19 protein-coding genes are annotated in these 25,920 nt (G+C 70.6%); 15 read left to right on the top strand and 4 right to left on the bottom strand.

Annotated features, from left to right (window positions below):
* Window positions 1-97: 97 nt before the first annotated feature.
* The 5 genes from CU044_RS22125 (at window position 98) to nudC (ending at window position 10,355) form a co-directional block, all read left to right on the top strand.
* Window positions 98-3,583, top strand: a complete 3,486-nt coding sequence (locus CU044_RS22125; RefSeq protein WP_129770459.1) for an ATP-dependent DNA helicase — start codon at window positions 98-100, stop codon at window positions 3,581-3,583.
* Between the two features lie 93 nt (window positions 3,584-3,676).
* Window positions 3,677-3,961 carry a type II toxin-antitoxin system Phd/YefM family antitoxin gene (locus CU044_RS22120; RefSeq protein ID WP_129770458.1) on the top strand — a complete coding sequence of 95 codons (285 nt, stop codon included), beginning with the start codon at window positions 3,677-3,679 and terminating at the stop codon, window positions 3,959-3,961.
* Window positions 3,962-4,093: 132 nt separating this feature from the next.
* Complete coding sequence (locus CU044_RS22115; RefSeq protein WP_129770457.1) at window positions 4,094-7,870, top strand: ATP-dependent DNA helicase; 3,777 nt, start codon at window positions 4,094-4,096, stop codon at window positions 7,868-7,870.
* 19 nt (window positions 7,871-7,889) lie between these two features.
* Entirely contained in the window at window positions 7,890-9,323 is a 1,434-nt protein-coding gene (locus tag CU044_RS22110; protein WP_129770456.1) for a dipeptidase, read from the top strand.
* An 81-nt stretch (window positions 9,324-9,404) separates the two neighbouring features.
* Window positions 9,405-10,355, top strand: a complete 951-nt coding sequence (nudC, locus tag CU044_RS22105; RefSeq protein WP_165371953.1) for an NAD(+) diphosphatase — start codon at window positions 9,405-9,407, stop codon at window positions 10,353-10,355.
* Window positions 10,356-10,530: 175 nt separating this feature from the next.
* Here nudC and CU044_RS22100 read toward each other — a convergent pair whose 3' ends face one another.
* A complete protein-coding gene (locus tag CU044_RS22100) occupies window positions 10,531-11,805 on the bottom strand; it encodes a PLP-dependent cysteine synthase family protein (protein WP_129770455.1) in 1,275 nt (424 codons plus the stop codon).
* 693 nt (window positions 11,806-12,498) lie between these two features.
* Here CU044_RS22100 and CU044_RS22095 point away from each other — a divergent pair.
* Window positions 12,499-13,386, top strand: a complete 888-nt coding sequence (locus tag CU044_RS22095; protein WP_240045766.1) for a phosphatidylserine decarboxylase — start codon at window positions 12,499-12,501, stop codon at window positions 13,384-13,386.
* 37 nt (window positions 13,387-13,423) lie between these two features.
* Window positions 13,424-14,830, top strand: a complete 1,407-nt coding sequence (locus CU044_RS22090) for a hypothetical protein (RefSeq protein WP_129770454.1) — start codon at window positions 13,424-13,426, stop codon at window positions 14,828-14,830.
* A 78-nt stretch (window positions 14,831-14,908) separates the two neighbouring features.
* On the opposite strand, the gene CU044_RS22085 is transcribed toward CU044_RS22090, so the two are convergent.
* Window positions 14,909-15,166: a mycoredoxin gene (locus CU044_RS22085; protein WP_129770453.1), complete on the bottom strand. Its 258-nt coding sequence runs from the start codon at window positions 15,164-15,166 to the stop codon at window positions 14,909-14,911.
* Between the two features lie 187 nt (window positions 15,167-15,353).
* Here CU044_RS22085 and CU044_RS22080 point away from each other — a divergent pair, with 187 nt between their 5' ends.
* The 4 genes from CU044_RS22080 to CU044_RS22065 all read left to right on the top strand — a co-directional run bounded on the left by CU044_RS22080 (window position 15,354) and on the right by CU044_RS22065 (window position 19,002).
* On the top strand, window positions 15,354-17,621 hold the full coding sequence (locus CU044_RS22080; protein WP_129770452.1) for an ATP-dependent DNA helicase UvrD2: 2,268 nt from the start codon (window positions 15,354-15,356) through the stop codon (window positions 17,619-17,621).
* 167 nt (window positions 17,622-17,788) lie between these two features.
* The gene (locus CU044_RS22075; protein WP_129770451.1) at window positions 17,789-18,133 is read left to right on the top strand and encodes a hypothetical protein; all 345 of its coding nucleotides are present in this window, start codon (window positions 17,789-17,791) and stop codon (window positions 18,131-18,133) included.
* Between the two features lie 171 nt (window positions 18,134-18,304).
* Complete coding sequence (locus tag CU044_RS22070; RefSeq protein ID WP_129770450.1) at window positions 18,305-18,682, top strand: WhiB family transcriptional regulator; 378 nt, start codon at window positions 18,305-18,307, stop codon at window positions 18,680-18,682.
* Entirely contained in the window at window positions 18,679-19,002 is a 324-nt protein-coding gene (locus tag CU044_RS22065) for a hypothetical protein (RefSeq protein ID WP_129770449.1), read from the top strand. The genes CU044_RS22070 and CU044_RS22065 overlap by 4 nt, the downstream gene beginning before the upstream one ends.
* 161 nt (window positions 19,003-19,163) lie before the next feature.
* Here the strand turns inward: CU044_RS22065 and CU044_RS22060 are convergent, their stop codons facing one another.
* Both CU044_RS22060 and CU044_RS22055 read right to left on the bottom strand, forming a co-directional pair.
* Window positions 19,164-20,591, bottom strand: coding sequence for an AarF/ABC1/UbiB kinase family protein (locus tag CU044_RS22060; RefSeq protein ID WP_193564038.1), 1,428 nt, complete (start codon window positions 20,589-20,591; stop codon window positions 19,164-19,166).
* A gap of 42 nt (window positions 20,592-20,633) precedes the next feature.
* Complete coding sequence (locus CU044_RS22055) at window positions 20,634-21,788, bottom strand: TOMM precursor leader peptide-binding protein (protein ID WP_129770448.1); 1,155 nt, start codon at window positions 21,786-21,788, stop codon at window positions 20,634-20,636.
* Between the two features lie 280 nt (window positions 21,789-22,068).
* On the opposite strand from CU044_RS22055, the gene CU044_RS22050 reads away from it, so the two are divergent.
* The 4 genes from CU044_RS22050 (at window position 22,069) to CU044_RS22035 (ending at window position 25,901) form a co-directional block, all read left to right on the top strand.
* A complete protein-coding gene (locus tag CU044_RS22050; RefSeq protein WP_129770447.1) occupies window positions 22,069-22,692 on the top strand; it encodes a M48 family metallopeptidase in 624 nt (207 codons plus the stop codon).
* Between the two features lie 135 nt (window positions 22,693-22,827).
* The gene (locus CU044_RS22045; protein ID WP_129770446.1) at window positions 22,828-24,432 is read left to right on the top strand and encodes a TerD family protein; all 1,605 of its coding nucleotides are present in this window, start codon (window positions 22,828-22,830) and stop codon (window positions 24,430-24,432) included.
* A 13-nt stretch (window positions 24,433-24,445) separates the two neighbouring features.
* Complete coding sequence (locus CU044_RS22040) at window positions 24,446-25,126, top strand: AIM24 family protein (RefSeq protein WP_129770445.1); 681 nt, start codon at window positions 24,446-24,448, stop codon at window positions 25,124-25,126.
* 16 nt (window positions 25,127-25,142) lie between these two features.
* Window positions 25,143-25,901 carry an AIM24 family protein gene (locus CU044_RS22035; RefSeq protein ID WP_129770444.1) on the top strand — a complete coding sequence of 253 codons (759 nt, stop codon included), beginning with the start codon at window positions 25,143-25,145 and terminating at the stop codon, window positions 25,899-25,901.
* The last annotated feature ends 19 nt before the right edge of the window (window positions 25,902-25,920 follow it).

The raw sequence follows: 25,920 nt of genomic DNA, 5'->3' as shown, positions 1-25,920 counted from the left end.
CCGGCACGCGCCACCCGTGCCCCGGCCGGGGCACGGGTCACCGTCAGCGCCTCCGGCACCGTCACCACCAGCACCTTCTCCAGGACCGGCGAACCACGTGAGCTCCTCCTCTTCCACCGGACGTACCCCGCACCGTCGGGTACGGCAGCGGCCCACGGGCGCGTACCGACTGGTGCGTACCCCGCCGGTCCCGGTGGACCCTCCTTGGCTGGACGCAGCGCAGCGCGGGGTGGTTGACCACGAGACCGGACCGTTGCTTGTGCTGGCCGGTCCCGGTACGGGCAAGACCACCACGCTCGTGGAGTCGGTCGCCGCACGGGTCGGCCGGGGCGCCGACCCCGAACGGATCCTGGTGCTGACCTTCAGCCGCAAAGCCGCCGTGGAACTGCGCGACCGGATGGCGGTCCGGCTCGGCGGCAGACGCGGTCCGCAGGCGACCACCTTCCACTCCTTCTGCTACGCCCTGATCCGCGCCCACCAGGAGGCCGAACTCTTCACCGAACCTCTACGGCTGCTCTCCGGTCCCGAGCAGGACGTCGCCGTACGCGATCTCCTCGCGGGCCAGCTCGATCTGGAGCGGGCGGGGCGCGGACGCGTCCGGTGGCCGGACGAGCTGCGGGCGTGCCTCACCACGCGCGGCTTCGCCGACGAGGTACGGGCCGTGCTCGCCCGCAGCCGGGAACTGGGCCTCGGCCCCGACGCGCTGGCCGCGTTCGCGCGGCGCACGGGCCGTCCCGACTGGTCGGCGGCCGCGGCCTTCCTCGCCGAGTATCTGGACAACCTGGACATGCAGGGGGTGCTCGACTACGCGGAGCTGGTCCACCGGGCGGTGCTGCTCGCGGGGCGCCCGGAGGTCGGGGCGCGGCTGATGGAGCGGTACGACGCGGTGTTCGTCGACGAGTACCAGGACACCGACCCGGCGCAGGTCCGGCTGTTGCGCGCGCTGGCGGGCCGGGGGCGCACGCTGGTCGCGTTCGGCGATCCGGACCAGTCGATCTACGCCTTCCGGGGCGCCGATGTGAACGGCATCCTCGACTTCCCGTACGCCTTCCCCCGGCGGGACGGACGGCCGGCGCCGGTGGAGGTCCTCACCACCTCCCGGCGCTCCGGTGATCACCTGCTGACGGCGACCCGGCTGCTGACCCGCCGTATGCCGCTTCCCCGGCTGCCCGCCGAGAAGGTACGGACGCACCGCGAGCCGGCGGCGGTGCGTACGGGCGGTTCCGTCGAGGCGTACACGTTCCCGACGCCGTCGACAGAGCTGGACAACATCGCGGACATCCTGCGCCGCGCGCATCTGGAGGACGGCGTTCCGTGGCGGGACATGGCGGTGCTGGTACGCGCGGGCGGCCGTACGATCCCGTCGATCAGGCGCGCCCTGACCTCGGCGGGCGTCCCTCTGGAGATCGACGGCGACGATCTTCCCCTTCGCCATGAACCGGCGGTGGCGCCGCTGCTGACGGCGCTGCGCGCGGTGGCGGAGGCGGCGATCCGCCGACCGTCGCGGGAGGACGTACGGGAGGAGGCCGCGCCCGACCCACGGGCCGCCGGGGCCGAGCCCGTCTCCACCGAGCCTGCGTCCGCCGAGCCCGTCTCCGCCGAGCCTGCCTCTGTCGGGCCCGTCTCCACCGAGCCTGCGTCCGCCGAGCCCGTCTCCACCGAGGCCGCGTCTGCCGAGCCCGTCTCCGCCGAGCCCGCCGCTCCCGTCACCTCCTGGCTCGACGTCGAGACCGCCCTCGATCTCCTCGCCTCCCCCCTCGGCGGTATGGACGCCGCCGATCTGCGCCGGCTCGGGCGGGCGCTGCGCGACGAGGAGCGGGCCGGCGGCAACCGGCTCCCCGCCGCGTCGGATGCCCTGCTCGCGCGGGCGCTCGCCGAGCCCGAGCGGCTGGTGGCGCACGACCCGGCGTACGCCCGAGGCGCACAGCGGCTCGGCGCGCTGCTGCGCAAGGCGCGTGAGCTGCTCGAAGGCGGCGGCACCGCGGAGGAAGCCCTCTGGGAGCTGTGGGACGGCACCCCTTGGCCGGGCAGGCTCGAACGCTCCGCGTTGCGCGGCGGCGCGGGCGGCCGTAACGCCGACCGCGATCTCGACGCCGTATGCGCCCTCTTCGACGCCGCCGCGCGCGCGGAGGAGCGCACCGGCGGCAGGGGCGCGCTGAACTTCCTGGAGGAGCTCGACGCCCAGGACATCGCCGCCGACACGCTCAGCCGTAGGGCCGTACGCCCCGACGCCGTACGGCTGATGACGGCGCACCGCTCGAAGGGGCTCGAATGGCGCCTTGTCGTCGTCGCCGGGGTGCAGGAGGGGCTCTGGCCCGACCTGCGGCGGCGCGGTTCCCTCCTGGAGGCGGACAGGATCGGCCGCGACGGACTGGCCGAGCCGTTGTCCCCCGGCGCGCTTCTCACGGAGGAGCGCAGGCTGTTCTACGTGGCCGCGACCCGCGCCCGCGACCGGCTGGTCGTGACCGCCGTCAAGGCCCCTGCCGACGACGGCGACCAGCCCTCGCGCTTCCTCACCGAACTCGGCGTGGATCCCAGGGACATCACCGGCCGCCCCCGCCGCCCGCTCGCCGTCGCCGCGCTCGTCGCCGAACTGCGCGCCACCACCGTCGACCCGGAGGCGTCCCCGGCGCTCCGTGACGCCGCCGCCCGCCGGCTCGCCCGGCTCGCGGCGCTCAGCGACGAGGACGGCCAGGCGCTCGTCCCGGCCGCGCATCCGCACCGCTGGTGGGGTCTGTACGAGCCGACGCACAGCACGGTCCCGCTGCGCGACCGTGACCAGCCCGTCGCGCTCTCCGGCAGCGCCCTCGACCAACTGGCGAACACCTGCGCACTCCAGTGGTTCCTGGGGCGCGAGGTGAAGGCCGACGCGCCCGCCACGGCCGCCCAGGGGTTCGGAAACGTCGTCCATGTCCTGGCCGACGAGGTGGCCTCCGGCCGTACCCCCGCCGATCTCGACGTCCTGATGGAGCGGCTGGACTCCGTATGGGACGCGCTCGCCTTCGACGCCCCCTGGAAGTCCCAGCAGGAGAAGGCACAGGCGAGGGTCGCGCTCGAACGCTTCCTGCGCTGGCACGTCATGGACCGCGGCCGTACGCCCGCCGCCACGGAGCACGGATTCGACGTCACCCTCGAAGCGGGCACGTACGAGGTACGTATCCGGGGCTCCATGGACCGCGTCGAGAAGGACGCGGAAGGCCGCGCCTATGTCGTCGACTTCAAGACCGGAAAGCGGGCCCCGACCAAGGACGAGGTCGCCCACCACCCCCAGCTCGCCGTCTACCAGCTGGCGGTGCGCGAAGGCGCGCTGGACGAGGTCTTCGACGGCCGCCGCCCGGAGCCGGGCGGCGCGGAACTCGTACAGCTGCGCCAGGCCGCGCCCAAGAAGGAGGGCGGCGAGGATCTCCCCAAGGTCCAGGCCCAGGAGCCGCTGGGAGGGGAGTGGGTCGGTGAGCTCCTGACCACGGCGGCGGGCCGCGTACTCGACGAACGCTTCACCCCCACGACCGGCCAGCACTGCGGCCACTGCGCGTTCCGCGCGTCGTGCAGCGCGCAACCGGAGGGGCAGCAGGTCGTGCATTGAGGATAAGGCGACAAGCTAACTCGTATGGGCGAATATCTCTGAGGTCTGCCCGTTCTGAGGTTGGGCTCACCTGCTGGTCTGTACGGTTTTCGCATGGAGACATCTCCCCTTGTCGAAGCCCGCAATCAGCTCGGGCGACTCGTCGCCCGAGTGCGGTACGGCCACGCGGAGATCGTGATCAGCGAATACGGCCGGCCTGCGGCTGCTCTGGTGTCGGTAGAGGAACTGGAAGAGCCGCGTCGCATCCGCGACGAAGTCGATATCGCGGAACTTGAGGCGCGCAAGGCCGAGCCCACCGGGCCGAGGATTACGCATGACGAGTTCATGGCCCAACTGGAAGCAGAAGACGCCCAGGCGCTGACGTCTGCCGGTCGGTGACTGGCGTGTGCTCTACGAGGTGGACAGTGAGACCATCGGCGTCCTCGTCATAAGGGTCGGCCGCGTCATCTGAGGCCGCGCCCGCGAGGCCACCCCACCCCGCTGTCAGTGGTGCCGGATAGCCTCCCTGAGGTGTCCGTACATCTCACCGATCCCGAGCAGCTCAAGGAGCTTCTCGGGATTCCCTTCACCCCGGAGCAGACGGCCTGCATTACGGCGCCGCCCGCCCCGCAGGTCATCGTGGCCGGAGCCGGTTCCGGCAAGACGACGGTGATGGCCGCCCGGGTGGTGTGGCTGGTGGGCAGCGGACAGGTCGCCCCCGAACAGGTCCTGGGGCTGACGTTCACCAACAAGGCGGCGGGCGAGCTGGCCGAGCGAGTGCGCACGGCGCTCGTACGGGCCGGAGTCACCGACCCCGACGCCATCGACCCCGAGAACCCTCCCGGCGAGCCCAGCATCTCCACGTACCACGCCTTCGCGGGGCGGCTGCTCACCGACCACGGTCTGCGCATCGGTCTGGAGCCGACCGCCCGGCTGCTCGCGGACGCCACCCGCTTCCAGCTCGCCGCCCGAGTGCTGCGGGACGCGCCGGGACCGTATCCGGCGCTGACCAAGACACTTCCCGCGCTGGTCAGCGATCTGCTCGCGCTCGACGCCGAGCTGGCCGAGCACCTGGTCGGGCCCGCGCGGCTCGGCGCGTACGACACCGACCTGCTGCGCACCCTGGAGGGCGCGCGGCTCAGCAACGCCGAGCTGCGCAACGTCCCGGAGACCGCTGTCGCCCGTGGCGAACTCCTCGAACTGGTCGGGCGCTACCGCGCCGCCAAGAGCGCCCGCGATCTCCTCGACTTCGGCGACCAGATCGCCCTGTCCGCCCAGCTCGCCACCACCAGACCCGAGGTCGGGGCCCTGCTCCGGGACGAGTTCCGGGTCGTCCTGCTCGACGAGTACCAGGACACGTCGGTCGCGCAGCGGCTCCTGCTCTCCGGGCTCTTCGGCGGCGGCACGGGACACGCGGTCACCGCCGTCGGTGACCCCTGCCAGGCGATCTACGGCTGGCGCGGCGCCTCAGTCGCCAACCTGGACGACTTCCCGGCCCACTTCCCGTACGCCGACGGCCGCCCGGCCGCCCGCTTCTCCCTCAGTGAGAACCGCCGCAGCGGCGGCCGTCTGCTGGACCTCGCCAACGGCCTGGCGCGACCGCTGCGCGCGATGCACGAGGGCGTGGAGGCGCTGCGCCCCGCGCCCGGCGCCGAGCGCGACGGCGGGGTGCGCTGCGCGCTGCTGCGTACGCACGCGGAGGAGATCGACTGGCTCGCGGACTCGATCGCCCATCTGGTGCGCACGGGCAAGGAACCCGCCGAGATCGCCGTGCTGTGCCGAACGGCCGGGGACTTCCCGGAGATCCAGGGCGCCCTGGTGGCCCGCGATGTGCCCGTCGAGGTCGTCGGACTCTCGGGGCTGCTCCATCTCCCCGAGGTGGCCGACCTGGTGGCGATGTGCGAGGTCCTTCAGGACCCCGGCGCCAACGCCTCCCTCGTACGGCTGCTCACCGGACCGCGCTGGCGCATCGGACCGCGCGATCTGGCGCTGCTCGGCCGCCGGGCCCGGCTGCTGGTCCACCGGGGTACGGGCGCCGACGGGGACGACGACCCCGACGCGCGGCTGGCCGCGGCGGTCGAGGGCACCGACCCCGCGGAGGTGATCTCGCTCGCCGACGCCCTGGACACCTTCCTGGAACAGGCGGGCGCGCCGGAGGACGGACTGCCCTTCTCCCCCGCCGCCCGGGTCCGGTTCGCCCGGCTCGCCACAGAGCTGCGCGAGCTGCGCCGGTCGCTCGCGGACCCCCTGATGGACGTCCTGCACCGCGTCCTGGCCACGACCGGACTGGAAGTCGAGCTCTCCGCCTCCCCGCACGCACTGGCCGCCCGCCGCCGCGAGACGCTGGGCAACTTCCTCGACATCGCCGCGTCGTTCGCGGCGCTCGACGGCGAGGCCGGGCTGCTGGCCTTCCTGGCGTTCCTGCGTACGGCCGCGCAGTACGAGAAGGGCCTGGACAACGCGCTGCCCGGCGGCGAGAACACGGTGAAGGTCCTCACCGCCCACAAGTCCAAGGGGCTGGAGTGGGATGTCGTCGCCGTGCCGGGGCTGGTCGCCGGACAGTTCCCCAACGGCAAGGCGCGCGAGTCCTGGACGTCCCAGCCGAAGGTCCTCCCGCACGCGCTGCGCGGGGACGCGCCGACCCTGCCGGAGATCATGTCCTGGGACGCGAAGGGCCTCAAGTCCTTCAAAGAGGCCATGAAGGCGCACCAGCACACCGAGGAACTGCGCCTCGGCTATGTCACGTTCACCCGCCCGCGCTCGCTGCTGCTCGGCTCGGGCCACTGGTGGGGGCCCACGCAGAAGCGGCCGAGGGGACCGTCCGATTTCCTGCACGCCCTTTACGACCACTGCGTGGAGGGCTTCGGCGAGATCGAGGCATGGGCGGACGAACCGGAGGAGTCGGAGGACAACCCGGCCCTGCGGACGGAGGGCGTCTCCCACGCCTGGCCGCTGCCGCTGGACGGACCGTCGCTGACCCGCAGGCGCGCGGCGGCGGACACGGTGCTGTCGTATCTGGAGGAGCTGGGGAGCGACGGGGGCGGGCGGGCCGAGTCGGCGGAGGCGGTGGGGGCGGCCGAGCGCGATGAGCCGGCCGACGCGGAGCTGTACGCATACGAACCGGAGCCGGACGAACCGGAGCTATATGTTCCGGATCATGCCGAACCGTTCGACGGCGAGTCGCAGGACGAGGACCCCTTCGACGCCGATGCCGACACCGACGCCGAACTGTCGGGCGATGCCGACCCGTCGGGCGGGGAACTGCCCGACGGGGAGCTGTCCGATGCCGGTCTACTCGATGCCGACCTGTCCGATGCCGATCTGTCCGACTGGGACGCCTGGACGACCGCCCCCGCCCCCGCCTCTGTTCCCGCCCCCGCTGCCGACGCTCCCGGCGCCTCCGGTGCCCGCTCCACGGCCGCAGTTCCCGGTCCCCGGCAGGCCGGGCAGACCCGTTCCGGCCACCCGCGCCTCACCCCGGAAGAGAGCCGCACCCTCGCCTCCTGGGACCGCGATCTCGACGCCCTCGCCGGTGAGCTGAGCCGTGCCCGCGCCACCGTCCGCGACGTCCCCGTACCGCCGTCGCTCTCCGCCTCCCAGCTGCTGCGGCTCGCCGCCGACCCCGACGGCTTCGCCCAGGAACTGGCCCGGCCCATGCCGCGTCCGCCACGGCCCGCCGCCCGCAGGGGCACGCGGTTCCACGCCTGGGTGGAGTCGCGGTTCGAGGAACTGCCGCTCCCGATGCTCGGCCCCGACGAGCTGCCCGGCGGCGAGGACGACGAGCCGGAGATCGTGGACGAACGTGATCTGGCCGCGCTCAAGGAGGCGTTCGAGCTCACGCCGTACGCCCGGCGCACGCCGTACCGCGTGGAGGAACCGTTCCAGTTCACCCTCGCGGGCCGGGTGATCAGGGGCCGTATCGACGCCGTCTACCGCCATGTCCACACCGACCCCGCGACCGGCGCGGAGACCTTCACGTACGAGATCGTCGACTGGAAGACCGGCCGTGCGGGGACGGCGGACCCCCTCCAGCTCGCCGTCTACCGGCTGGCCTGGGCCGAGCGGCACGGCCTCCCGCCGACCGCGGTCATGGCGACGTTCCTGTATGTGCGGACCGGGGAGGTCGTCCGTCCCGGCCGTCTCCCCGGCCGCCCGGAGCTGGAGCGGCTCCTCACCGAAGCCGAAGCCGAAACCGGGGCAGAGGTCTCAAGCGGCATGGACGGGCCCGACCCGGGGCGCACGCACGAGACCCGGGACACACCCACGGACGAGCGATCCTCACAACCGGCAGACGGGAGGGCAGTCTGAGCCCGTTAGGCTCGACATCATGAGCGACACCCCGGACAGCGTCGTCCGTACGTACATCCAGACCCACCGCGCCGCCTTCCTCGCCGACCTCGCCGACTGGCTGCGCATCCCCTCCGTGTCCGCCGACCCCGACCACGACGCTGACGTGCGGCGCAGTGCCGACTGGCTCGCCGCGAAGCTCAAGGAGACCGGGTTTCCGGTCACCGAGATCTGGGACACCCCGGGCGCCCCCGCCGTCTTCGCGGAGTGGCCCTCCGAGGACCCGGACGCCCCGACCGTGCTGGTCTACGGCCACCACGACGTCCAGCCCGCCGCCTCCGGGGACGGCTGGCACACCGACCCCTTCGAGCCGGTCGTACGGGACGGCCGTATGTACGCGCGCGGCGCCGCCGACGACAAGGGGCAGGTGTTCTTCCACACACTGGGCGTACGGGCGCATCTCGCCGCCACCGGCCGCACCACACCCGCCGTCCACCTCAAGCTCCTCGTCGAGGGCGAGGAGGAATCGGGCTCCCCGCACTTCCGCGCGCTGGCCGAGGAGCGGGCCGGCCGCCTCGCCGCCGATGTCGTGATCGTCTCGGACACGGGCATGTGGTCGGCGGACACCCCCACCGTCTGCACCGGCATGCGCGGGCTCGCCGACTGCGAGATCGAGCTGTACGGCCCCGACCAGGACATCCACTCCGGTTCCTTCGGCGGAGCGGTCCCGAACCCGGCCACCGTCGCCGCCCGGCTCGTCGCGGCCCTGCACGACGAGCACGAGCGCGTCACGGTCCCCGGCTTCTACGACGGTGTGGCCGAACTCACCGAGGCCGAGCGCGCCCTGATCGCGGAGCTGCCTTTCGACGAGGAGGAGTGGCTGCGTACGGCGATGTCGCACGGCACCCTCGGCGAGGCGGGCTTCTCCACGCTGGAGCGGGTCTGGGCCCGCCCGACCGCCGAGGTCAACGGCATCGGCGGGGGCTACCAGGGGCCGGGCGGCAAGACGATCATCCCGTCCTCCGCCCAGCTGAAACTCTCGTTCCGGCTGGTCGCGGGCCAGGACCCGGACCGTATCGAGCGGTCCGTACGCGACTGGGCCGAGGCCAGGATCCCGGCCGGCATCCGGCACAGGATCAGCTTCGGCGCGGCCACGCGCCCCTGTCTGACCCCGCTGGACCATCCCGCGCTCCAGTCGGTCGTACGGGCCATGGGCCGCGCCTTCGGGCAGAAGATCCGCTTCACCAGGGAGGGCGGCTCGGGACCGGCCGCCGACCTCCAGGACGTGCTCGGTGCCCCGGTGCTGTTCCTGGGGATCTCCGTACCGTCTGACGGCTGGCACGCGCCGAACGAGAAGGTCGAGCTCGACCTGCTCCTCAAAGGTGTGGAGACGACCGCCCACCTCTGGAGCGAGCTCGCCGGCCCCGGGCCCGAGCTTGCCGCCCCCGGGCCCGGGACAGGACCCGCGCGTTGAGCGCCCCGCCCGGTCCCGTCGGTCCCGCCACATACTCCGCTGACCAGAAACCCAATCCATCCGGGGGAGTTGGAAGTACCTGTGAGCACCATCAACGGTGACGCCATCGCACACCGACCCATCGGCCTCACCGCCCCCAGCGGTATCGACCGCGCGGCGCACCACCGTCTCGACGAGGCATGGCTGGCGGCAGCCTGGAGCCATCCGACGACCCGCGTCTTCGTGGTGTCGGGCGGCCAGGTGCTGATCGACGACACCCCTGACGGGCGTACCGAACTGGTCATGACCCCGGCCTTCGAGGCGCCCCTCACCGAGACCCACCGCTACTTCCTCGGTACGGACGCGGACGGCGTCCGCTATTTCGCGCTCCAGAAGGACTCGTTCCCGGGACGCATGGACCAGTCGGCGCGGCCCGCGGGGCTGCGCGAGGCCGGGATGCTGCTCTCCGCGCGCGACGCGGGCCTGATGGTGCACGCCGTGGCGCTGGAGAACTGGCAGCGGCTGCACCGCTTCTGCTCCCGCTGCGGCGAGCGCACCGTGATCGCGGCGGCCGGCCATATCCGCCGCTGCCAGGCCTGTGGCGCCGAGCACTACCCGCGTACCGACCCCGCGGTGATCATGCTCGTCACCGACGAGGAGGACCGCGCGCTGCTGGGCCGCCAGGTCCACTGGCCCGAGGGCCGCTTCTCCACGCTGGCCGGCTTCGTGGAGCCCGGCGAGTCGATCGAGACGTCCGTGGCCCGCGAGGTCTTCGAGGAGGCGGGCGTCACCGTCGGCGAGGTCGAGTACATCGCCAGCCAGCCGTGGCCGTTCCCGTCGAGCCTGATGCTGGGCTTCATGGCCCGTGCCACGTCGTCCGAGATCACGGTGGACGGCGAGGAGATCGAGGAGGCGCGCTGGTTCTCCCGGGAGGACCTGCGGACGGCGATCGAGACGGGCGAGATCCTTCCCCCGGCGGGCATCTCGATCGCCGCGCGCCTGGTGGAGCTCTGGTACGGCAAGCCTCTGCCGAAGCCGCTGCCCCGTCCCTGAGCGGCCGCCTCCCGAGCACCTGCCGGAGCCCCGGAGCACCCGCCGGAGCCCTGAGCACCCGCTGTAGCCCCGAGCACCCGTCGGAGCCCTGAGCACCGAGGCCGGCGGGACCGGCATCGCACTCGTCCCTGCCGGCCCCGACGGCGTCGCCGCCATGGGCGCGCGCCTCAGCCCGTCACATGTTCCACATGAGGCCACGCGGAGTGGGGGGCTTCCGCCAGGACCTGGGCGGCGTCCAGCGGCCGGTCTCGAAGAAGCGCTCGACGGTGTCCACCCAGGGCCGGAAGTCGATTCCCTGCTGGTCGAGCCATTCGTCGCTGTAGTAGGTGTCGAGGTAGCGCTCGCCGGAGTCGCAGAGCACCGTGACGACGGTGCCCCTCTCACGGCGCCGGTGCAGTCCGCGCAGGACCTTCAGGGCGCCGTACAGTCCGGTGCCGGTGGAGCCCCCGGGGGCGATGCCGAGCCGCTCCTCGGCCACCCGCATGGTGGCGATCGAGACGGCGTCCGGGACCCGGATCATGCGGTTGACCAGGGGGAAGAGGAAGGAAGGCTCGACCTTGGGCCGGCCGATCCCCTCGATACGGGAGCCCTTCGCCGTCGCCGTACGGTCGTTGTCCCGCCAGCCGGGGAAGAACGCGGAGTTCTCGGGGTCGGTGACACACACCCGCACCCGGTGGCCGGTGTACCGCGCGTAGCGGGCCAGCGAGGCGGCCGTCCCACCGGTCCCGGCGCCCATGACGAACCAGTCGGGGTCCGACTCGCCGAGGATCTCGCTGGCCATCCCGTGGTCGCCGCGCCAGTCGTAAGCGCGCTCGGCGTAGGTGAACTGGTCCATGAAATGGCCGTGGCGGACGCGCGCTTCCTCCTGGGCCCGCTCGGAGATGGTCGCGCCGGTCGCCTCGACGATCTCGCCGCCAAGGTCGAGGATCGCCTGCTTCTTCTCCGTCGTGGTCCCTGAGGGCACGACGGCGACGAACTTGATGCCGAGCAGCCTGCTGAACCATGCTTCGGAGATGGCCGTCGATCCGCTGGACGCCTCCACGACCGGGCTGTCGCTCACCAGCCACCCGTTGGCCAGGGCGTTGAGGAACAGCGCCTCGGCCAGCCGGTGCTTGTGACTGCCCGAGGGATGCACCGACTCGTTCTTCACCAGCAGCCGCGATCCGCGCAGATGCCTCGGCAGTTCCATCTCCAGCATCGGCGTCGGCTCGTACGGGAGTGCTCTGATCCTCCGGATGCGGTCGTTGACCCAGCCGCGCTCGTCGGGATAGCGGTCCGACAGGTCGTCGTCCCGGCCGATGTCCTCCGCCCGCGCGGAACGCCCCGCTCCGACGACGGCATCCGCGACGGAACCGCCCGCCGCCAGGGCCGTACCCGCCGCCGTAACGGCAGCTGTCGCGGCAGCCGTTCCCGCACCGGCAAGCAGCACCGCACGCCGTGACACACCCATCCGACAACCTCCACGTATCCGCCCGTACCGCCGCCCAGGGCCGGGCGGCGGACCTTGTCTAACAGCCCGCCCGCACGCGAGGGCACGGGATCGGGAGCGAACGCGCGGACACCACCTGCGCGGCCCAACACCCCATACCAACACCCCTTGAAGGAAACGATCCGTCGGCTCATGCGCGCCTCCACGCTCCCGGTTTCACCTCAATCGCGCCCCCTTCAGCGGCATTTCGAAGATCACGTTCCGCTTAGGCTCGGATCTGTTCGGTGACCGAATGGCCTCCGGGACATCCGCGTGCCCCGGACCTCACTTCTCTGTGTCCGGAAGCGGATTCAATGCCCCCGTTCCTGAAGGAGAAAGAAAAGTGGCACGGACCGACGGCAACGACACGTTTTCGAAGGACCTCCCCGAGTTCATCGAGAAAATCAAGCGGTGGTACGCGGAAGACTTCGAAGGCTTCAAGACCATGTACGACGCGGCGACCGCGAATGTGGTGCCGTATCCGGACGGCACTCCGCTGGATCTGCGGTGTGACTGGAGGGCAAGGACATCGCGTTCCTGTGCGACTTCTTCGCGGAGTGGTACGAGTGGCTGCCGGGGGTCCATACGGGGCTGAACTACATCGAGAAGTTCAGCTGGATCAACTACGAGAACTCCTACGGCATGGTCTTCGTGACCTGCGGACCCGGGCACAAGATGCTTTCCGACTTCACGCACCTGCAAGGCATGCAGATGGACGAGCCGGACAGCCAGCGGAACAAGAACCTCATCAAATCCTGGACCCAGGACCTGGGTGACAAGATGAAGGACTACAAGCCCGGCCCCTGGTCGACCTTCAATGAGTTCTTCGTCCGGGAAATCGCCGACGGCAAGCGGCCGATCGCGGCGGAGGACGACAACTCGGTGGTGGTCGCCCCGGCCGACTGCGTCATCAACATGATCGTCGATGACCTGAAAGAGGACACGCCCATCCCGGTCAAGTCCGTGACCATGAACGTCAAGCAGCTGCTCGCCGGGTCCCGGTACGCCCGATCGTTCCTCGACGGTACAGCGGTGTCGTGCATCCTCATGCCCGACAGCTACCACTGGTACCACGCCCCGGTGGGGGGCGAACTGGTCGAGGCCCGTGATGACATCGCCGGCTCCTACTACGGGATGCGGGACTTCCCCGAACTGCTCGACAAGGGGGACGTCGGCTACGGCTACGACTACGAGATGTTCGATCACTTCCGCCGGGGATACGTGATCATCAAGACGCAGTATCCGGAGAGCACGGAAAGTGATCCGGTCGAGGGCTACGTCGGGATGGTGACCGTCGGCCTCAACTCGATCGCATCGGTGAACTACCTGAACAAGTTCAGGAATCTCAATGGTCCGGTCACGGTGAAAAAGGGCGAGAGGATCGGGAACTTCAAGTACGGCGGGTCGCTGAACATCCTGCTGTTCGAAGAGAATCGGTTCCCGGCACTGCAAATGCTCCAGGGGCAGCGTATCGGCACCTTGGAGCAGGTGGAACGCACGAACGGACTGTTCACCGGCTCCTATCACACCCAGTCCCGCCGACGCCGTCCCCTGGCGCCCTGATCCGCTCCCGCTCCCGCTCCCGAACGGATGGTGAACCATGCCCCCAGACCCCATTGACTCGATTCCGGCCAACATCTCCAATACCCGGCGCATCGAATTCTTCATCGAGAACGGCACCAAGAAGGTGCGTTCCTACGCCGGGTACGCGGACGTCGACAGCATTGATCACAAGCAGCAGAAGAAGAACCACCTCTTCTACTGGTTCTTCGAGAGCCAGACCTGCAGCCCCCATGTCCCGGCGGAGCAGCAGCAGGACCTGATCGCAAAGACGCCCCTGGTGATCTGGCTCAACGGCGGGCCCGGCGCCTCCTCGCTGCTGGGGCTGTTCCTGGAGAACGGGCCGCTGTCCATCGCCGACGACGCCGCCGGGACGGTGTCGGTGACCTCCACCACCTGGAACCAGGAGGCGCACGTCGTCTACTGGGACCAGCCCATCGGCACCGGATACAGCTACTCCGACAAGCCGGAGGAGTACGTTCAGGACGAAGACACCCTCAGCCACATGTTCTGGCAGGGGCTCCAGGAGTTCTTCCGCCTGCACCCGGAGTACGTCAAGTGCCCGCTATATGTCTGCGGTGAGAGCTACGCCGGAAAGTACGTCCCGGCGATCGCCCTGGAGATCGACAAACAGAACAGCGCCGACACGGACGCACCGCACCTCAACCTGAAGGGCGTCGCCGTAGGCAACGGCTGGATCAAGCCCGAGCTGTCGCTGCGGGTCCTGATCGACTACGCCTACACGACCGGGTTCGTCGGTATGGACCAGAAGGAATCACTGGAGGTGTCCTACACCGAATTCCGGAAGGTCCTCGCCGGAGGGGACATGAAGGAGGCCAACCGGCTCGGCAACGCCCTGGTGGACAGGACCGTGGCGTACGGCGGGAACTTCGACGTCTACGACGTACGGCGCTGGGACGATCTGCCCATGGGAGCGCTGAGCGCCTATCTCAACAGCCCGGCCGTGAAAGCGTCCCTGCGCCTTCCCGCGAGCGCCACCTGGCAGACCGCGGACGACAAGGGGAAGGTGACCGAAAAGCTGGTGGACGACAACATGGCGGATGCCTCGGGGCTGTACGCCCAGCTCATCGAGAAGAACTACAAAACCCTGCTCTACACCGGGAACTTCGACACCGCCTGCGGGTACCGCAGCACCGAGGAGATCCTGGACGACCTGATGAAGCAGAGGGGCGAGCAAGCGGAGTGGCGCGGCGCCCCCCGGCTGATCTGGACCCAGGCGCAGGGAGACCCGAAGGGATTCGTCCGCAATGTCGGGAACCTGACGCAGGTCGCCATCCCCGACTCCGGACATCAGGTACCGGCGTTCCAGCCGGAAATCTGCCGGGAGATGCTCTACAACTGGCTCTTCGACCGGCCCTTCACCGGGTACGACCCGGAGCGGACGGGCGAACAGCCCCCCGTGGCGGCAGGCCCTCGGAGCGCGTGACCGCGGCCGGCGGCGCGGAATGGAGTTCGGTCCCCAGGCCAAGCCCCTGGGGACCGAACTCTTCTCACTCGTCCGACATCAGACGCCGAGAGCCTGCTTCACCTGGGCAAGGCTTGGGTTGGTCATCACGACCTCAGAGCCTCCGCCCGAGGGAAGCACCTGAACCGTCGGGACCGTCTGGTTGCCGCCGTTCGCCTTCTCGACGAAGGCCGCCGACTCCGGGTCCTGCTCGATGTTGATCTCGGTGTACGCGATGCCCTCGCGGTCCATCTGGCCCTTGAGCCGACGGCAGTATCCGCACCACGTGGTGCTGTACATCGTCACAGTGCCCGGCATGTCTCTCGGCTCCTCTGTCTCGATATCTCGGACATCTCGCTGATTGCGTCGCCCGCATTCTCTCGAACGCGCGTAACCCGGCCACCATTCCCCGGCTTCCCGACTCCCGGCTCCCCGACTCCCCGACCGTTCCGCAGGGCGCACGGCCGTCCACAGGCCCGGTCCTACGAACGGATCGGTACGACCGGTGCGGCACCCCTGTGGACAGCCGCCGCACCCGTCCCGGGAGACCTGGCAGCATGGCGGGGTGACAGCAGCAACGCACTCCCCACTGTTCCCGCGGGAATCCGACGCCGGCCAGATCGTGACCCCGCCGCGCGACGCCGACGCGGTGCTCGACGGGCTCGACCCCGAGCAGCGCGAGGTGGCGACGGCCCTGCACGGTCCGGTGTGCGTGCTGGCCGGGGCCGGCACGGGCAAGACGCGCGCGATCACCCACCGGATCGCGTACGGCGTGCGCGCGGGCATCCTCCAGCCCGGCAGCGTGCTGGCCGTCACGTTCACCAACCGCGCGGCGGGCGAGATGCGGGGCCGGCTGCGCCAGCTCGGCGCGGGCGGTGTGCAGGCGCGTACGTTCCACTCGGCCGCGCTGCGCCAGCTCCAGTTCTTCTGGCCCAAAGCGGTCGGCGGCGAGCTGCCCCGGCTGCTCGACCGCAAGGTGCAGCTGGTCGCCGAGTCCTCGGCCCGCTGCCGGATCCGGCTCGACCGCAATGAACTGCGCGATGTCACCGCCGAGATCGAGTGGGCGAAGGTCACCCAGACCGTGCCGGCCGACTATCCGGCCGCCGTGGCCAAGTCCTCCCGCGAAGCCCCGCGCGACGCGGCGGAGATCGGCCAGATCTACGGGATGTACGAGCAGCTGAAGCGCGACCGCTCGGTGATCGACTTCGAGGATGTCCTGCTGCTCACCGTCGGCATTCTCCAGGACCGTCACGACATCGCCGACCAGATCCGCCGTCAGTACCAGCACTTCGTGGTGGACGAGTACCAGGACGTCAGCCCGCTCCAGCAGCGCTTGCTCGATCTGTGGCTGGGGGACCGGAAGAGCCTCTGCGTGGTCGGTGACGCCAGTCAGACCATCTACTCCTTCACCGGCGCCACCCCCGACCATCTGCTGAACTTCCGCACCCGGCATCCGGGCGCCACCGTCGTGAAGCTCGTCCGTGACTACCGCTCCACCCCGCAGGTGGTCCATCTCGCCAACGGTCTGCTCAACCAGGCGCGCGGCCGGGCCGCCGAGCACCGTCTCGAACTGATCTCGCAGCGCGAGCCGGGCCCCGAGCCGGTCCGCACGGAGTACGCGGACGAACCCGCCGAGGCCGAGGGCACCGCCCGCCGCATCCGCGATCTGATCGCCGCTGGCGTGCCGGCCGGCGAGATCGCCGTGCTGTACCGGATCAACGCCCAGTCGGAGGTCTACGAACAGGCCCTCGCCGACGCGGGCGTGCCCTATCAGCTGCGCGGCGCCGAGCGGTTCTTCGAGCGCCAGGAAGTACGCGAAGCGGGCGCCGCGCTGCGTGGCGCGGCCCGCTTCGGGGGCAATGACTCCCTGCTCGACGATGTGGTCGAGCTGCCGTCGCAGGTGCGGGCGGTGCTCTCCACGAAGGGCTGGACCACCGAACCCCCGGCGGGCTCGGGCGCCGTCCGTGACCGCTGGGAGTCGCTGGCCGCCCTCGTCCGGCTCGCCGAGGACTTCGTACGGGCCAAGCCGTCGGCGACGCTCGCCGATCTGGTGGCCGAGCTGGACGAGCGCGCCGCCGCGCAGCACGCGCCGACCGTGCAGGGCGTCACGCTCGCCTCGCTGCACGCGGCGAAGGGCCTGGAGTGGGACGCCGTGTTCCTGGTCGGTCTGACCGAGGGCATGATGCCGATCACCTACGCCAAGACCGACGAGCAGATCGAGGAGGAGCGCAGGCTCCTCTATGTCGGTGTCACCCGGGCGCGGTCGCATCTCTCCCTCTCCTGGGCCCTCTCCCGCTCTCCCGGCGGCCGGGCCTCCCGGCGGCCCACCCGCTTCCTCAACGGGCTTCGTCCGGGCTCCGTGGCCCCCGGTGCCAGGGGCGCGGGAGCGGAGGCGGGCGGTCCCGTGGAGCGTGCGGGCGTAGCCCGGCGCAAGCGGCGCGGACCGGTGCTGTGCCGGGTGTGCGGCAAGACGCTGACGGACGCCGGCGAGATGAAGCTGATGCGCTGCGAGGACTGCCCCTCGGACATGGACGAGGCGCTCTACGAGCGGCTGCGCGACTGGCGCGCCGACCAGGCACAACGGCTGAGCCAGCCCGCCTACTGCGTGTTCACCGACAAGACACTGATGGCCATCGCCGAGGCCGTGCCCGGGAGCTCGGGTGAACTGGCCGGGATCGCGGGTGTCGGCAGCCGCAAGCTGGACCGGTTCGGAGCCGATGTACTGGCCATCTGCGCAGGTGAAGAGTGCGCGGAAGCCGATCGGGACAGCTGAGGCAAACTCGACCCAAAAATAGTTTGCGCCCGCCCCAGGAATCCCCATAGGTTCTTAACCACGGAAACAACGGCTTCTCCGAAGCCCTGTTACCGTGCTCTACTTGTCCGCATACGTGTGACGGGCCTTCGGGCCGGTCCTTGAGACGCCGAGAGGAGGCGATTCCAGTGATCAGCATCAACGCAAGCTTCATCAGCACCGCCAAAATGACCGATCCCTCGGTCGTCTCCGTCTGCCCGCTCGGCTTCTCCCGTTCGGAACTCATCGCCAGTGGTCTGTCCGGCGCCTCCGCCGTTCGTCCCGCAGGTCTGTCGGCTCTTCCCGTCCGGGAGCGCGTCGGCAATGTCCTGGAGCGCAATGAGCGACCGATCGAGGCACTGGAAGCAGGAGTAGCAGCGGCAGAGGCCAAGGCCTATGCCTTTGCGGCGACCGGTGCCGAAACGAAGAAGCAGACGCAGCACCACACGATGTGGGCCTTCCGTGGGCTCGAACCCTGGAGTGATCCAGCCTGATCCACCATCAGGCCGGCGCCTTCAGGGCCGCGGAACCCCACCCGGGATCCGCGGCCCTTCTGTTTGTCCCGAACGGGAGAGACAGAGCGAAGGGGCCTCGGGACACGCAACACCCGGTACCAGCCGACACCCGGCCAACAGGCCGGACCGACCAGACGAGGAACGACTCCCGTGCAACTCGAAGCGCACGCCCCGTCCGTACCGCCTTCCGAATCGATCGCCCCGCCCGTCCCCACGGAGGACTCCGCCTTGACCCCGCTCACCCCGCTCACCGCGCTCACCGCGCTCGACGACGCCATCGAGAACCTCGGCGTACCCGTTCCCTGCCGTGCCTACGACCCGGAGGTCTTCTTCGCCGAGTCCCCGGCCGATGTCGAGTACGCCAAGGCGCTCTGCCGCACCTGCCCGCTGATCGAGGCCTGCCTCGCCGGCGCCAAGGAGCGGCGCGAGCCGTGGGGTGTCTGGGGTGGGGAGCTCTTCGTCCAGGGCGTCGTGGTTGCCCGCAAGCGGCCTCGTGGCCGTCCGCGCAAGAACCCGGTCTCGGCATGAACGTCACCGGAACCATCGACCGCCCCCTCACGCACGATCCCCAGAAGCAGGCTCCGATGACCTCTTCCCCGAGCGAGCCATGCGGCTCCGCCACCCCAGTCGTCACCACCATGGGCGCGAACGACTCGCGTCAGAACAGGACCCGTGAGATGCAACTCATTCCAGAAGCCCTGGCACGCGCGCATATGAACGAGCGCATGCGGGAAGCCGACGCGGAACGCCGGGCCGTGCGCCTGGTCGCCGCTCGGCGGATGCAGCGCCGCGCCGAGCGCGTATCGATGCGCGCTCGCCGCGCGCTCGCCATGGCCGTCATGCAGTAGGCAACACCTTCAGCCAGCGCCAGTAGCTGTCACTGCGCGGGGGCCGGTCCCGACGGACCGGCCCCCGCGGTGCGTTGTTCTCCACCCGGAACCGGGCGGGGCCACCGCCGGGCACGACGGCCGCCGCTCCTTCCGCGGCGACCGCTCACACGTCCGACCGCTCACGCGTCCACATCAGAGCGATCGAGGGCAGGCTCGACGCCGACCGGTGGTGACAGCACCTCTTCCCCGTCCTCCGGCTCCGGCAGGAACCCGGGCAGCCAGGCTTCCAGCTCGCCCCGGAGCCGTACCGTCGCGCCCAGCTGGCAGAGCACGCCGATGGTGCTCAGCGTCACGCGGTGGATCAGCAGATACGACGGCGGCAGATTCAGCTGCTTGCCCAACTGGTTGGCGGGCGACCGCGGGTCGGCGATCCGCGCCGCCTGCGTGCGCATCCAGCCGCGGGTGAAGGTGAACTCCTCGACCACCGCGGGCTCGATGATCGGCAGCAGGTACTCCAGTACCCCGTCCGGGTCGAGATCGATGGACTCCTTGACGAATCCCTCGCCCCGCAGCAGGTCGTACACCCCCTGGGCGTCGCCCTCCAGCGCCATCCGCAGCGCCTCACCGATCGTGTCGGGCAGTCCGCCGGGAAGCCGGTCCACTGTGCCGAAGTCCAGTACCCCGAGCCGCAGTTCACCGCCCGAGCCGTCGTCCTCCTCTCCGGCGTCCGCCGCGGGCAGCAGCCGGAAGTTCCCCGGATGCGGATCCGCGTGCAGCAGGCCCGTACGCGCGGGGCCCGAGAAGAGGAACCGCGCCAGCAACTGCCCCGCCCGGTCGCGCTCCCCGGGCGTGCCGTCGGAGATCACCTCCGCCAGCGGTGTCCCGTCGATCCACTCCGTGACCAGCACCTGATCGCCCTGGTGCACCACATCGGGCACCACCACATCCGGATCGTCCGCGAACTCCGCGGCGTGCTCCCGCTGCGCCTCGGCCTCCAGGGCGTAGTCCAGCTCCTCGGACACCCGGTCGCGCAACTCGGTGATCAACGGCTTGATGTCCATCCCGGGGACGAGCGGCCCCAGCAGCCTGGCGAACCGGCTCAGCTGCGTCAGATCCGACAGCAGCGCTTCACCCGCCCCGGGGTACTGCACCTTGACCGCGACCTCGCGTCCGTCGTGCCACACCGCCCGGTGCACCTGTCCGATCGAGGCGGCGGCCGACGGCTTGTCCTCGAACTCCAGGAACAGCTCACGCCACTCCTCGCCCAGCCGCTCCGCCAGCACCGCGTGCACCGTACGGGTGGGCATGGGCGGCGCCGCTTCCTGGAGCTTGGTGAGCGCCGCCCGGTAGGGCCCCGCGATCTCCTCCGGCAGCGCGGACTCGAAGACGGACAGCGCCTGCCCGAACTTCATCGCTCCGCCCTTCAGCTCCCCGAGCACCTTGAAGAGCTGGTCGGCCGTGCGCTGCTGCAGCTCCCGCGCGACGATCTCCGCGGACTTCCCGCCGATCCGTTTGCCGAGCCCCCAGGTGGCCCGGCCCGCGAAGCCCAGCGGCAGCGTGGCCAGTTTCGCGGTACGGGTGACCGCCTTCCGGGGAAGATCAGACATTGAGCCCCTCCTAATCCCAGACAGCCATGCCGCGTACGGCGGTTACCCCGCCATTGTGTCGTGCGACGCCCCCGTCCCGGCCATGTGCTCTTCCTCTCTTCGGCCCGCCGCCCCGCAGGGGCACTCCGGATGCGGCGCGATCCGCTCCGACCGCCAGTCGAGCAGCGGCAGCGACGCCTCCCACCGCGCACCCGTACTGGCCGGCAGCTCCCCGTCCAGGAACGACAGGGCATGGGCTGCCGCGAGACCCGCCACCGCGGTGGCCAGCCCCAGATCACAGGCGGGAACGGCGCCGGCGCCGGCGCCGCGCCCGGAGCGCCACTGGGCCAGCATCCTCGGCCATCCAGGATCGCGGTCCGCCCGCTCCCCGGCGACACAGCCCGCACAGGCCGTGCCGCCCGGCAGCACCAGCGGTCCGACCACACCCGTGGCCTCGATCACTCCCGCGTAGAGATGGGGAGTTCCGGTGGAGATCCAGGGCTCGGCCGGCGCCGGATCGGGGGCGTAGGCCGCGAGCCCGTCCCGCGGAGCGACGATCACCAGCGAGAGCCCCGGCTCGCCCTCGCCGCCCGACTCCGCGAACTCCGCCGCCCGCGGCGCGCGTCCGGGCGCGGACTTCCGTACCAACTGCCGGGCCGCCGTGTCCCTGCGCTCACCCACCGACCCCGGGGGCAGCCCGCCGGGTGACACATCCCACGCCTGGGCGCACCCGCCGTCCAGCACATCGACCCGCCCGATCCCGGAGGCCGCGAGCAGCGCCGCGACGGCCGCCCCCACGCGCCCGGCGCCGCGGACCTGGACCCGCATCGTGCGGCGCGCCGCCAGCCGTCGCGCACCCGCCCCCGGCTCCGGATGGATGACGGAGAGCGATGCCAGATCGGGCCGCATCCGGTCCAGCACCGCTGTCCGCTTCCGCAGCGCGTCGGCCGCGCCGCCGCCCGCGTCCGCATCGTCGATCAGCCCCGCCCTCGTCAGCCGTTTCACCAGCGAATCGGCCAGGCCGTCCGGCAGTCCCATCGCGCGGGCCTCCTCCCGCAGCAGCGGCAGCCCGCGTGTCCCGTCCAGCAGCTCCAGAAAGCTGCCCGTGGCCGTATCGACCGGTCCCACCAGCACCGCGTGCGCGGGGGTGATCCCGAACTGCACGGTCTGCCGCTCCCGCCACGCGCGACGCAGCGCGGGCTTCACCGTCGGATGCATATCGGCCTCCCCGTTCGTCTTCCCTCGGTCTTGCTTCCCTCGGTCCTGCCCCGGTCTTCTCTCGTGCTCTGCAGCGTGATCACTCCGGCTGTGATCACTCCGGAATGTCCCGGACCCCCGGATTTCGTGTTCTCAGAATGCAAGACGCCGCCCGACGGCGCGGAAAGTTATCCACAGCGGCCGGCATTAGTCGTTCAAATCCCGCCGTGCCGGAAGTGGATCAAGGGAGAACGCTCGCGGAGGCGGGACTTCCTCCACACACAGCGGGTAACGTCATGGGGTGTCCGCCGATCCCTCCCCTCGCCTCGCGGGGGAGACCCCATCGAACAGCGCCGGAAGTGACGAGCGGCGCGCGCCGGGTCGCCCGCTCCGCGCCCCGGGGACCAGCGCTGTCGAGGTCCGCAGGAGCACCCGCCGCAGCAGAACGGTCTCGGCCTACCGGGAGGGCGACCGGACCATCGTGCTCATCCCCGCCCGGATGTCGGAGGCGGAGGAGCGGCGCTGGGTGTCGGTGATGCTCGACAAGCTCGCCGCGCAGGAGAGCAAGCGCGTCCTCGGCGACAGCGAGCTGACGGAGCGGGCCGAGCGGCTGTCGGACCAGTACTTCGGCGGACGTGCCAGGCCCGCGTCGGTCCGATGGGTCACCAACCAGAACACCCGCTGGGGTTCCTGCACCCCCGCCGAGGGCAGCATCCGGCTGTCGCACCGGCTGCAGGGCATGCCGGAGTACGTCGTCGACTACGTACTCGTCCACGAGCTGGCGCATCTGCTCGTGCCGGGACACGGCCCGCGTTTCTGGCGTCTGCTGGAGACCTACCCCCGTACCGAGCGGGCCAGGGGGTATCTCGAAGGCGTGGTCGCGGCGGAGCGGCTGCCCTATCTGCCCGTCGCGCGCGGGGAATGACGGCCGGAGGCCGCCGGGACTTCCGTCCCATTCGGCGATCCTGTACCGAGTGTGTACCGGCTTGGCCGATTGTCGCCCTCAGCCGTTAGCCTGACGCGACGCAATCACCTTCCGGATGGGGGACGGTCGTTACGTATGGCCAGGGAATTCCAGCGCGGCCACAAGGCCAAGATCAGTGATCTCACGGCGGGGACGGATCTGTACGTAGGTGTGCAGATCGCCGGCCCCGGGCTGAGCTTCGACATCAGCTGCTTCGGCCTCGACGCCAATGAGCAGCTTTCGGACGACCGTTACTTCATCTTCTTCAATCAGCCGAAGTCCCCGGAAGAATCCCTTCAGTTGCTGGGCGCGCAGGCGGGCGACACAGAGTCGTTCCGGGTGACCCTGGACCGCATTCCGGTGAATATCCACAAGCTCTCGTTCACCGCCGCCCTCGACGGTGCCGGACAGATGTCCCAGGTCGGCCCGGGGTACATCCGTATCGTCGCGGGCGGTGAGGAAGTCGTCCGATACGCCTTCACCGGCTCGGAGTTCACCACCGAGCGCGCCGTGATGCTCGGCGACTTCTATCTCAAGGACGTATGGCGGTTCGCCGCCGTCGGCCAGGGCTTCGACGGCGGTCTCGACGCGCTGCTGAAGAACTTCGGCGGGGAGGTCGCCGAGGAGGAACCGGCCGCGCCCGAGCCGGTCATCGGCGGCGCGCCGCCCGCCTTCGCCCCGCCCGCGCAGAGCACCCCGCCTCCCGCCTTCGGCGCACCGGCAGGACCGCCCGCTCCGGCGCCCGCGCCCGCCCCGGCGCCGCAGCCCGTGCATACGGCGCCGACCATCGTGGCGCCGGTGAACCCGCCGGGCGGTACGGTCCCTCCGCCCGCGCCCGCGCCGGCCCCGTACGGCCAGCCCGCTTCCGCGCCTGCCCCGTACGGTCAGCCCGCACCTGCGCCCGCCCCGTATGGCCAGCCGGCCCCGGCGCCCTTTGGCCAGGCCGCTCCCGCGCCCTACGGTCAGCAGCCGCCGGGACCGCCCCAGGGCGTCCCGCAAGGCGTCCCGCAAGGCGTCCCGCAGGGCGTGCCACCCGGTGGCGCCGGTCTCCAGGCGGCCCTCCAGCCGTACAGGGAACTGCCCACGGGCCAGCGCTGGACCCCGCAGAACGGCCAGCTGATGCGCGTCGATCTCGGTGAGGGAGGCAGTCCTGTCCTCGCCCGCCAGGGCAGCATGGTGATGTACCAGGGCAAGGTCGACTTCGGCTACAAGGGCGCCGGTTTCGCCGGCCGTATCGTCGGCAACGCCACCGGCCAGGAGATGCAGTTGATGCGCTGCACCGGCAAGGGACAGGTCTTCCTCGCCGAAGAGGGCGCGCATCTGCATCCCGTCGAGCTCCAGGGCGACGGCATCTGCGTCTCCGCCGAGAACGTCCTCGCCTTCGACGAGAGCCTCCAGTACGAGGTCCGCCGTATCGAGGGCCACGGCATTCCCGGCGGCGCGCTGTTCACCATGCTGTTCCAGGGCACGGGCACCGTGGTCGTGAAGACCCATGGCACCCCGGTGGTCCTGCCCGTCACGCCCACCACCTTCGCCGACTGCAACGCCGTCGTCGCCTGGTCGGCCGCGTCCCAGGTGATCATCTCCAGCCAGGTCAGGCTGCGCCGCAACGCGTATCCCGGCCACAGCGGGGAGACCGTGAACCTCCAGTTCCGGGGAGCGCCCGGCAACTTCATCGTCGTCCAGCCGTACGAGGTCTGAGGGAGCCCGGACAATGAACCAGCAGCTCGCGGGCTATGCCCCCACCCCCGTCGCGGCCCGGATGGAGAACCACGGCCGCGCCATGCTCAAGGTCGCGATGGCCTCGGGCCAGGACCTGTTCGCACGCACCGGCTCGATGGTCGCCTATGAAGGCTTCATCCAGTACGAGCCGAACTCGCCCGCCATCCGCCAGATCGCCTCCCAGTGGGCGACCGGCGAGGGCACGCCCCTCATGAAGTGCGTGGGTGACGGTCTGCTCTATCTCGCCGACTACGGCGCGGATGTCGTCGTCATCAACCTCGACAACGACGCGCTCTCGGTCAACGGCACCAATCTGCTCGCCTTCGACGCGCACCTCAAGTGGGGCGTCGAGCGCGTGAAGGGGCTGGCCAAGTTCGCCGGCCAGGGGCTGTGGAACGTACAGATCTCCGGGACGGGCTGGGTCGCCCTGACCTCGCGCGGCACCCCGATCGTCGTCGACTGCGGCCGTGGCGAGGACGAGACCTATGTGGACCCGGACGCCCTGGTCGCATGGTCACCGGCCCTGAAGGTGAAGGGCAAGCGCAGCTTCAAGGCATCGGCGCTGATCGGGCGCGGCAGCGGGGAGGCCTACCAGATGGCCTTCTCCGGCTCGGGAATCGTGGTCGTACAGCCCAGCGAGGACAGCACAGACCGCCTCCGGGTCCAGGGCTGAGGGGGGAGAACACACCATGCAGAGTCCGCTTTTCGCCTACACCGAGCAGCAGTCCCAGGACCGCTACGCGGTACAGAACCCGCAGCTGCTGCGGGTCGCGCTCACCGGCCAGGACGACGTCCTCGCCCGCAAGGGCGCGATGGTCGCCTACCAGGGGCTGATCGACTTCGACGGGGAGTACCAGTCGCAGAGCCAGCGCCGGTCCCGCGCGCGCACCGGTGAGGGGCTGGAACTGATGCGCTGCTCCGGGCAGGGCACGGTCTATCTGGCCAATCTCGCCCAGTACATCCATGTGGTGGACGTCGACCACGACGGGATGACGGTGGACAGCGCCTATGTGCTGGCGCTCGACTCCACGCTGCACACCGAAGTCATCGCGGTGGACAGCCAGTACGGGATCTCCGGCTCCGGCAAGTACCAGCTGAACATCTCCGGCCGGGGCAAGGTCGCGCTGATGACCTCGGGCCAGCCGCTGATGATGCGGGTCACGCCCGAGAAGTACGTGAACGCGGACGCCGACGCGGTCGTCGCCTGGTCCTCCGGGCTGCGGGTGCAGATGCAGGCGCAGACGCACTCCTCGGGAGTCCTGCGGCGGCGCGGCAACACCGGCGAGGGCTGGGAGCTGAGCTTCCTCGGCCAGGGCTACGCGCTGGTCCAGCCCAGCGAGGTCATGCCGCCGCAGCACGCGGCGATCGGGCAGGGGCTCGGGGCTCAGTTCGGGGTCGGCCAGCAGGGCGCCCACGGCCAGAACCAGAACAATGTCTGGAGCCGTTGACCCGTTGACCTGCCGACGC

It is taken from the genome of Streptomyces sp. L-9-10, assembly GCF_004151105.1.
Taxonomy (GTDB): domain Bacteria; phylum Actinomycetota; class Actinomycetes; order Streptomycetales; family Streptomycetaceae; genus Streptomyces.
This window is presented reverse-complemented; position numbering and strand designations above follow the sequence as displayed.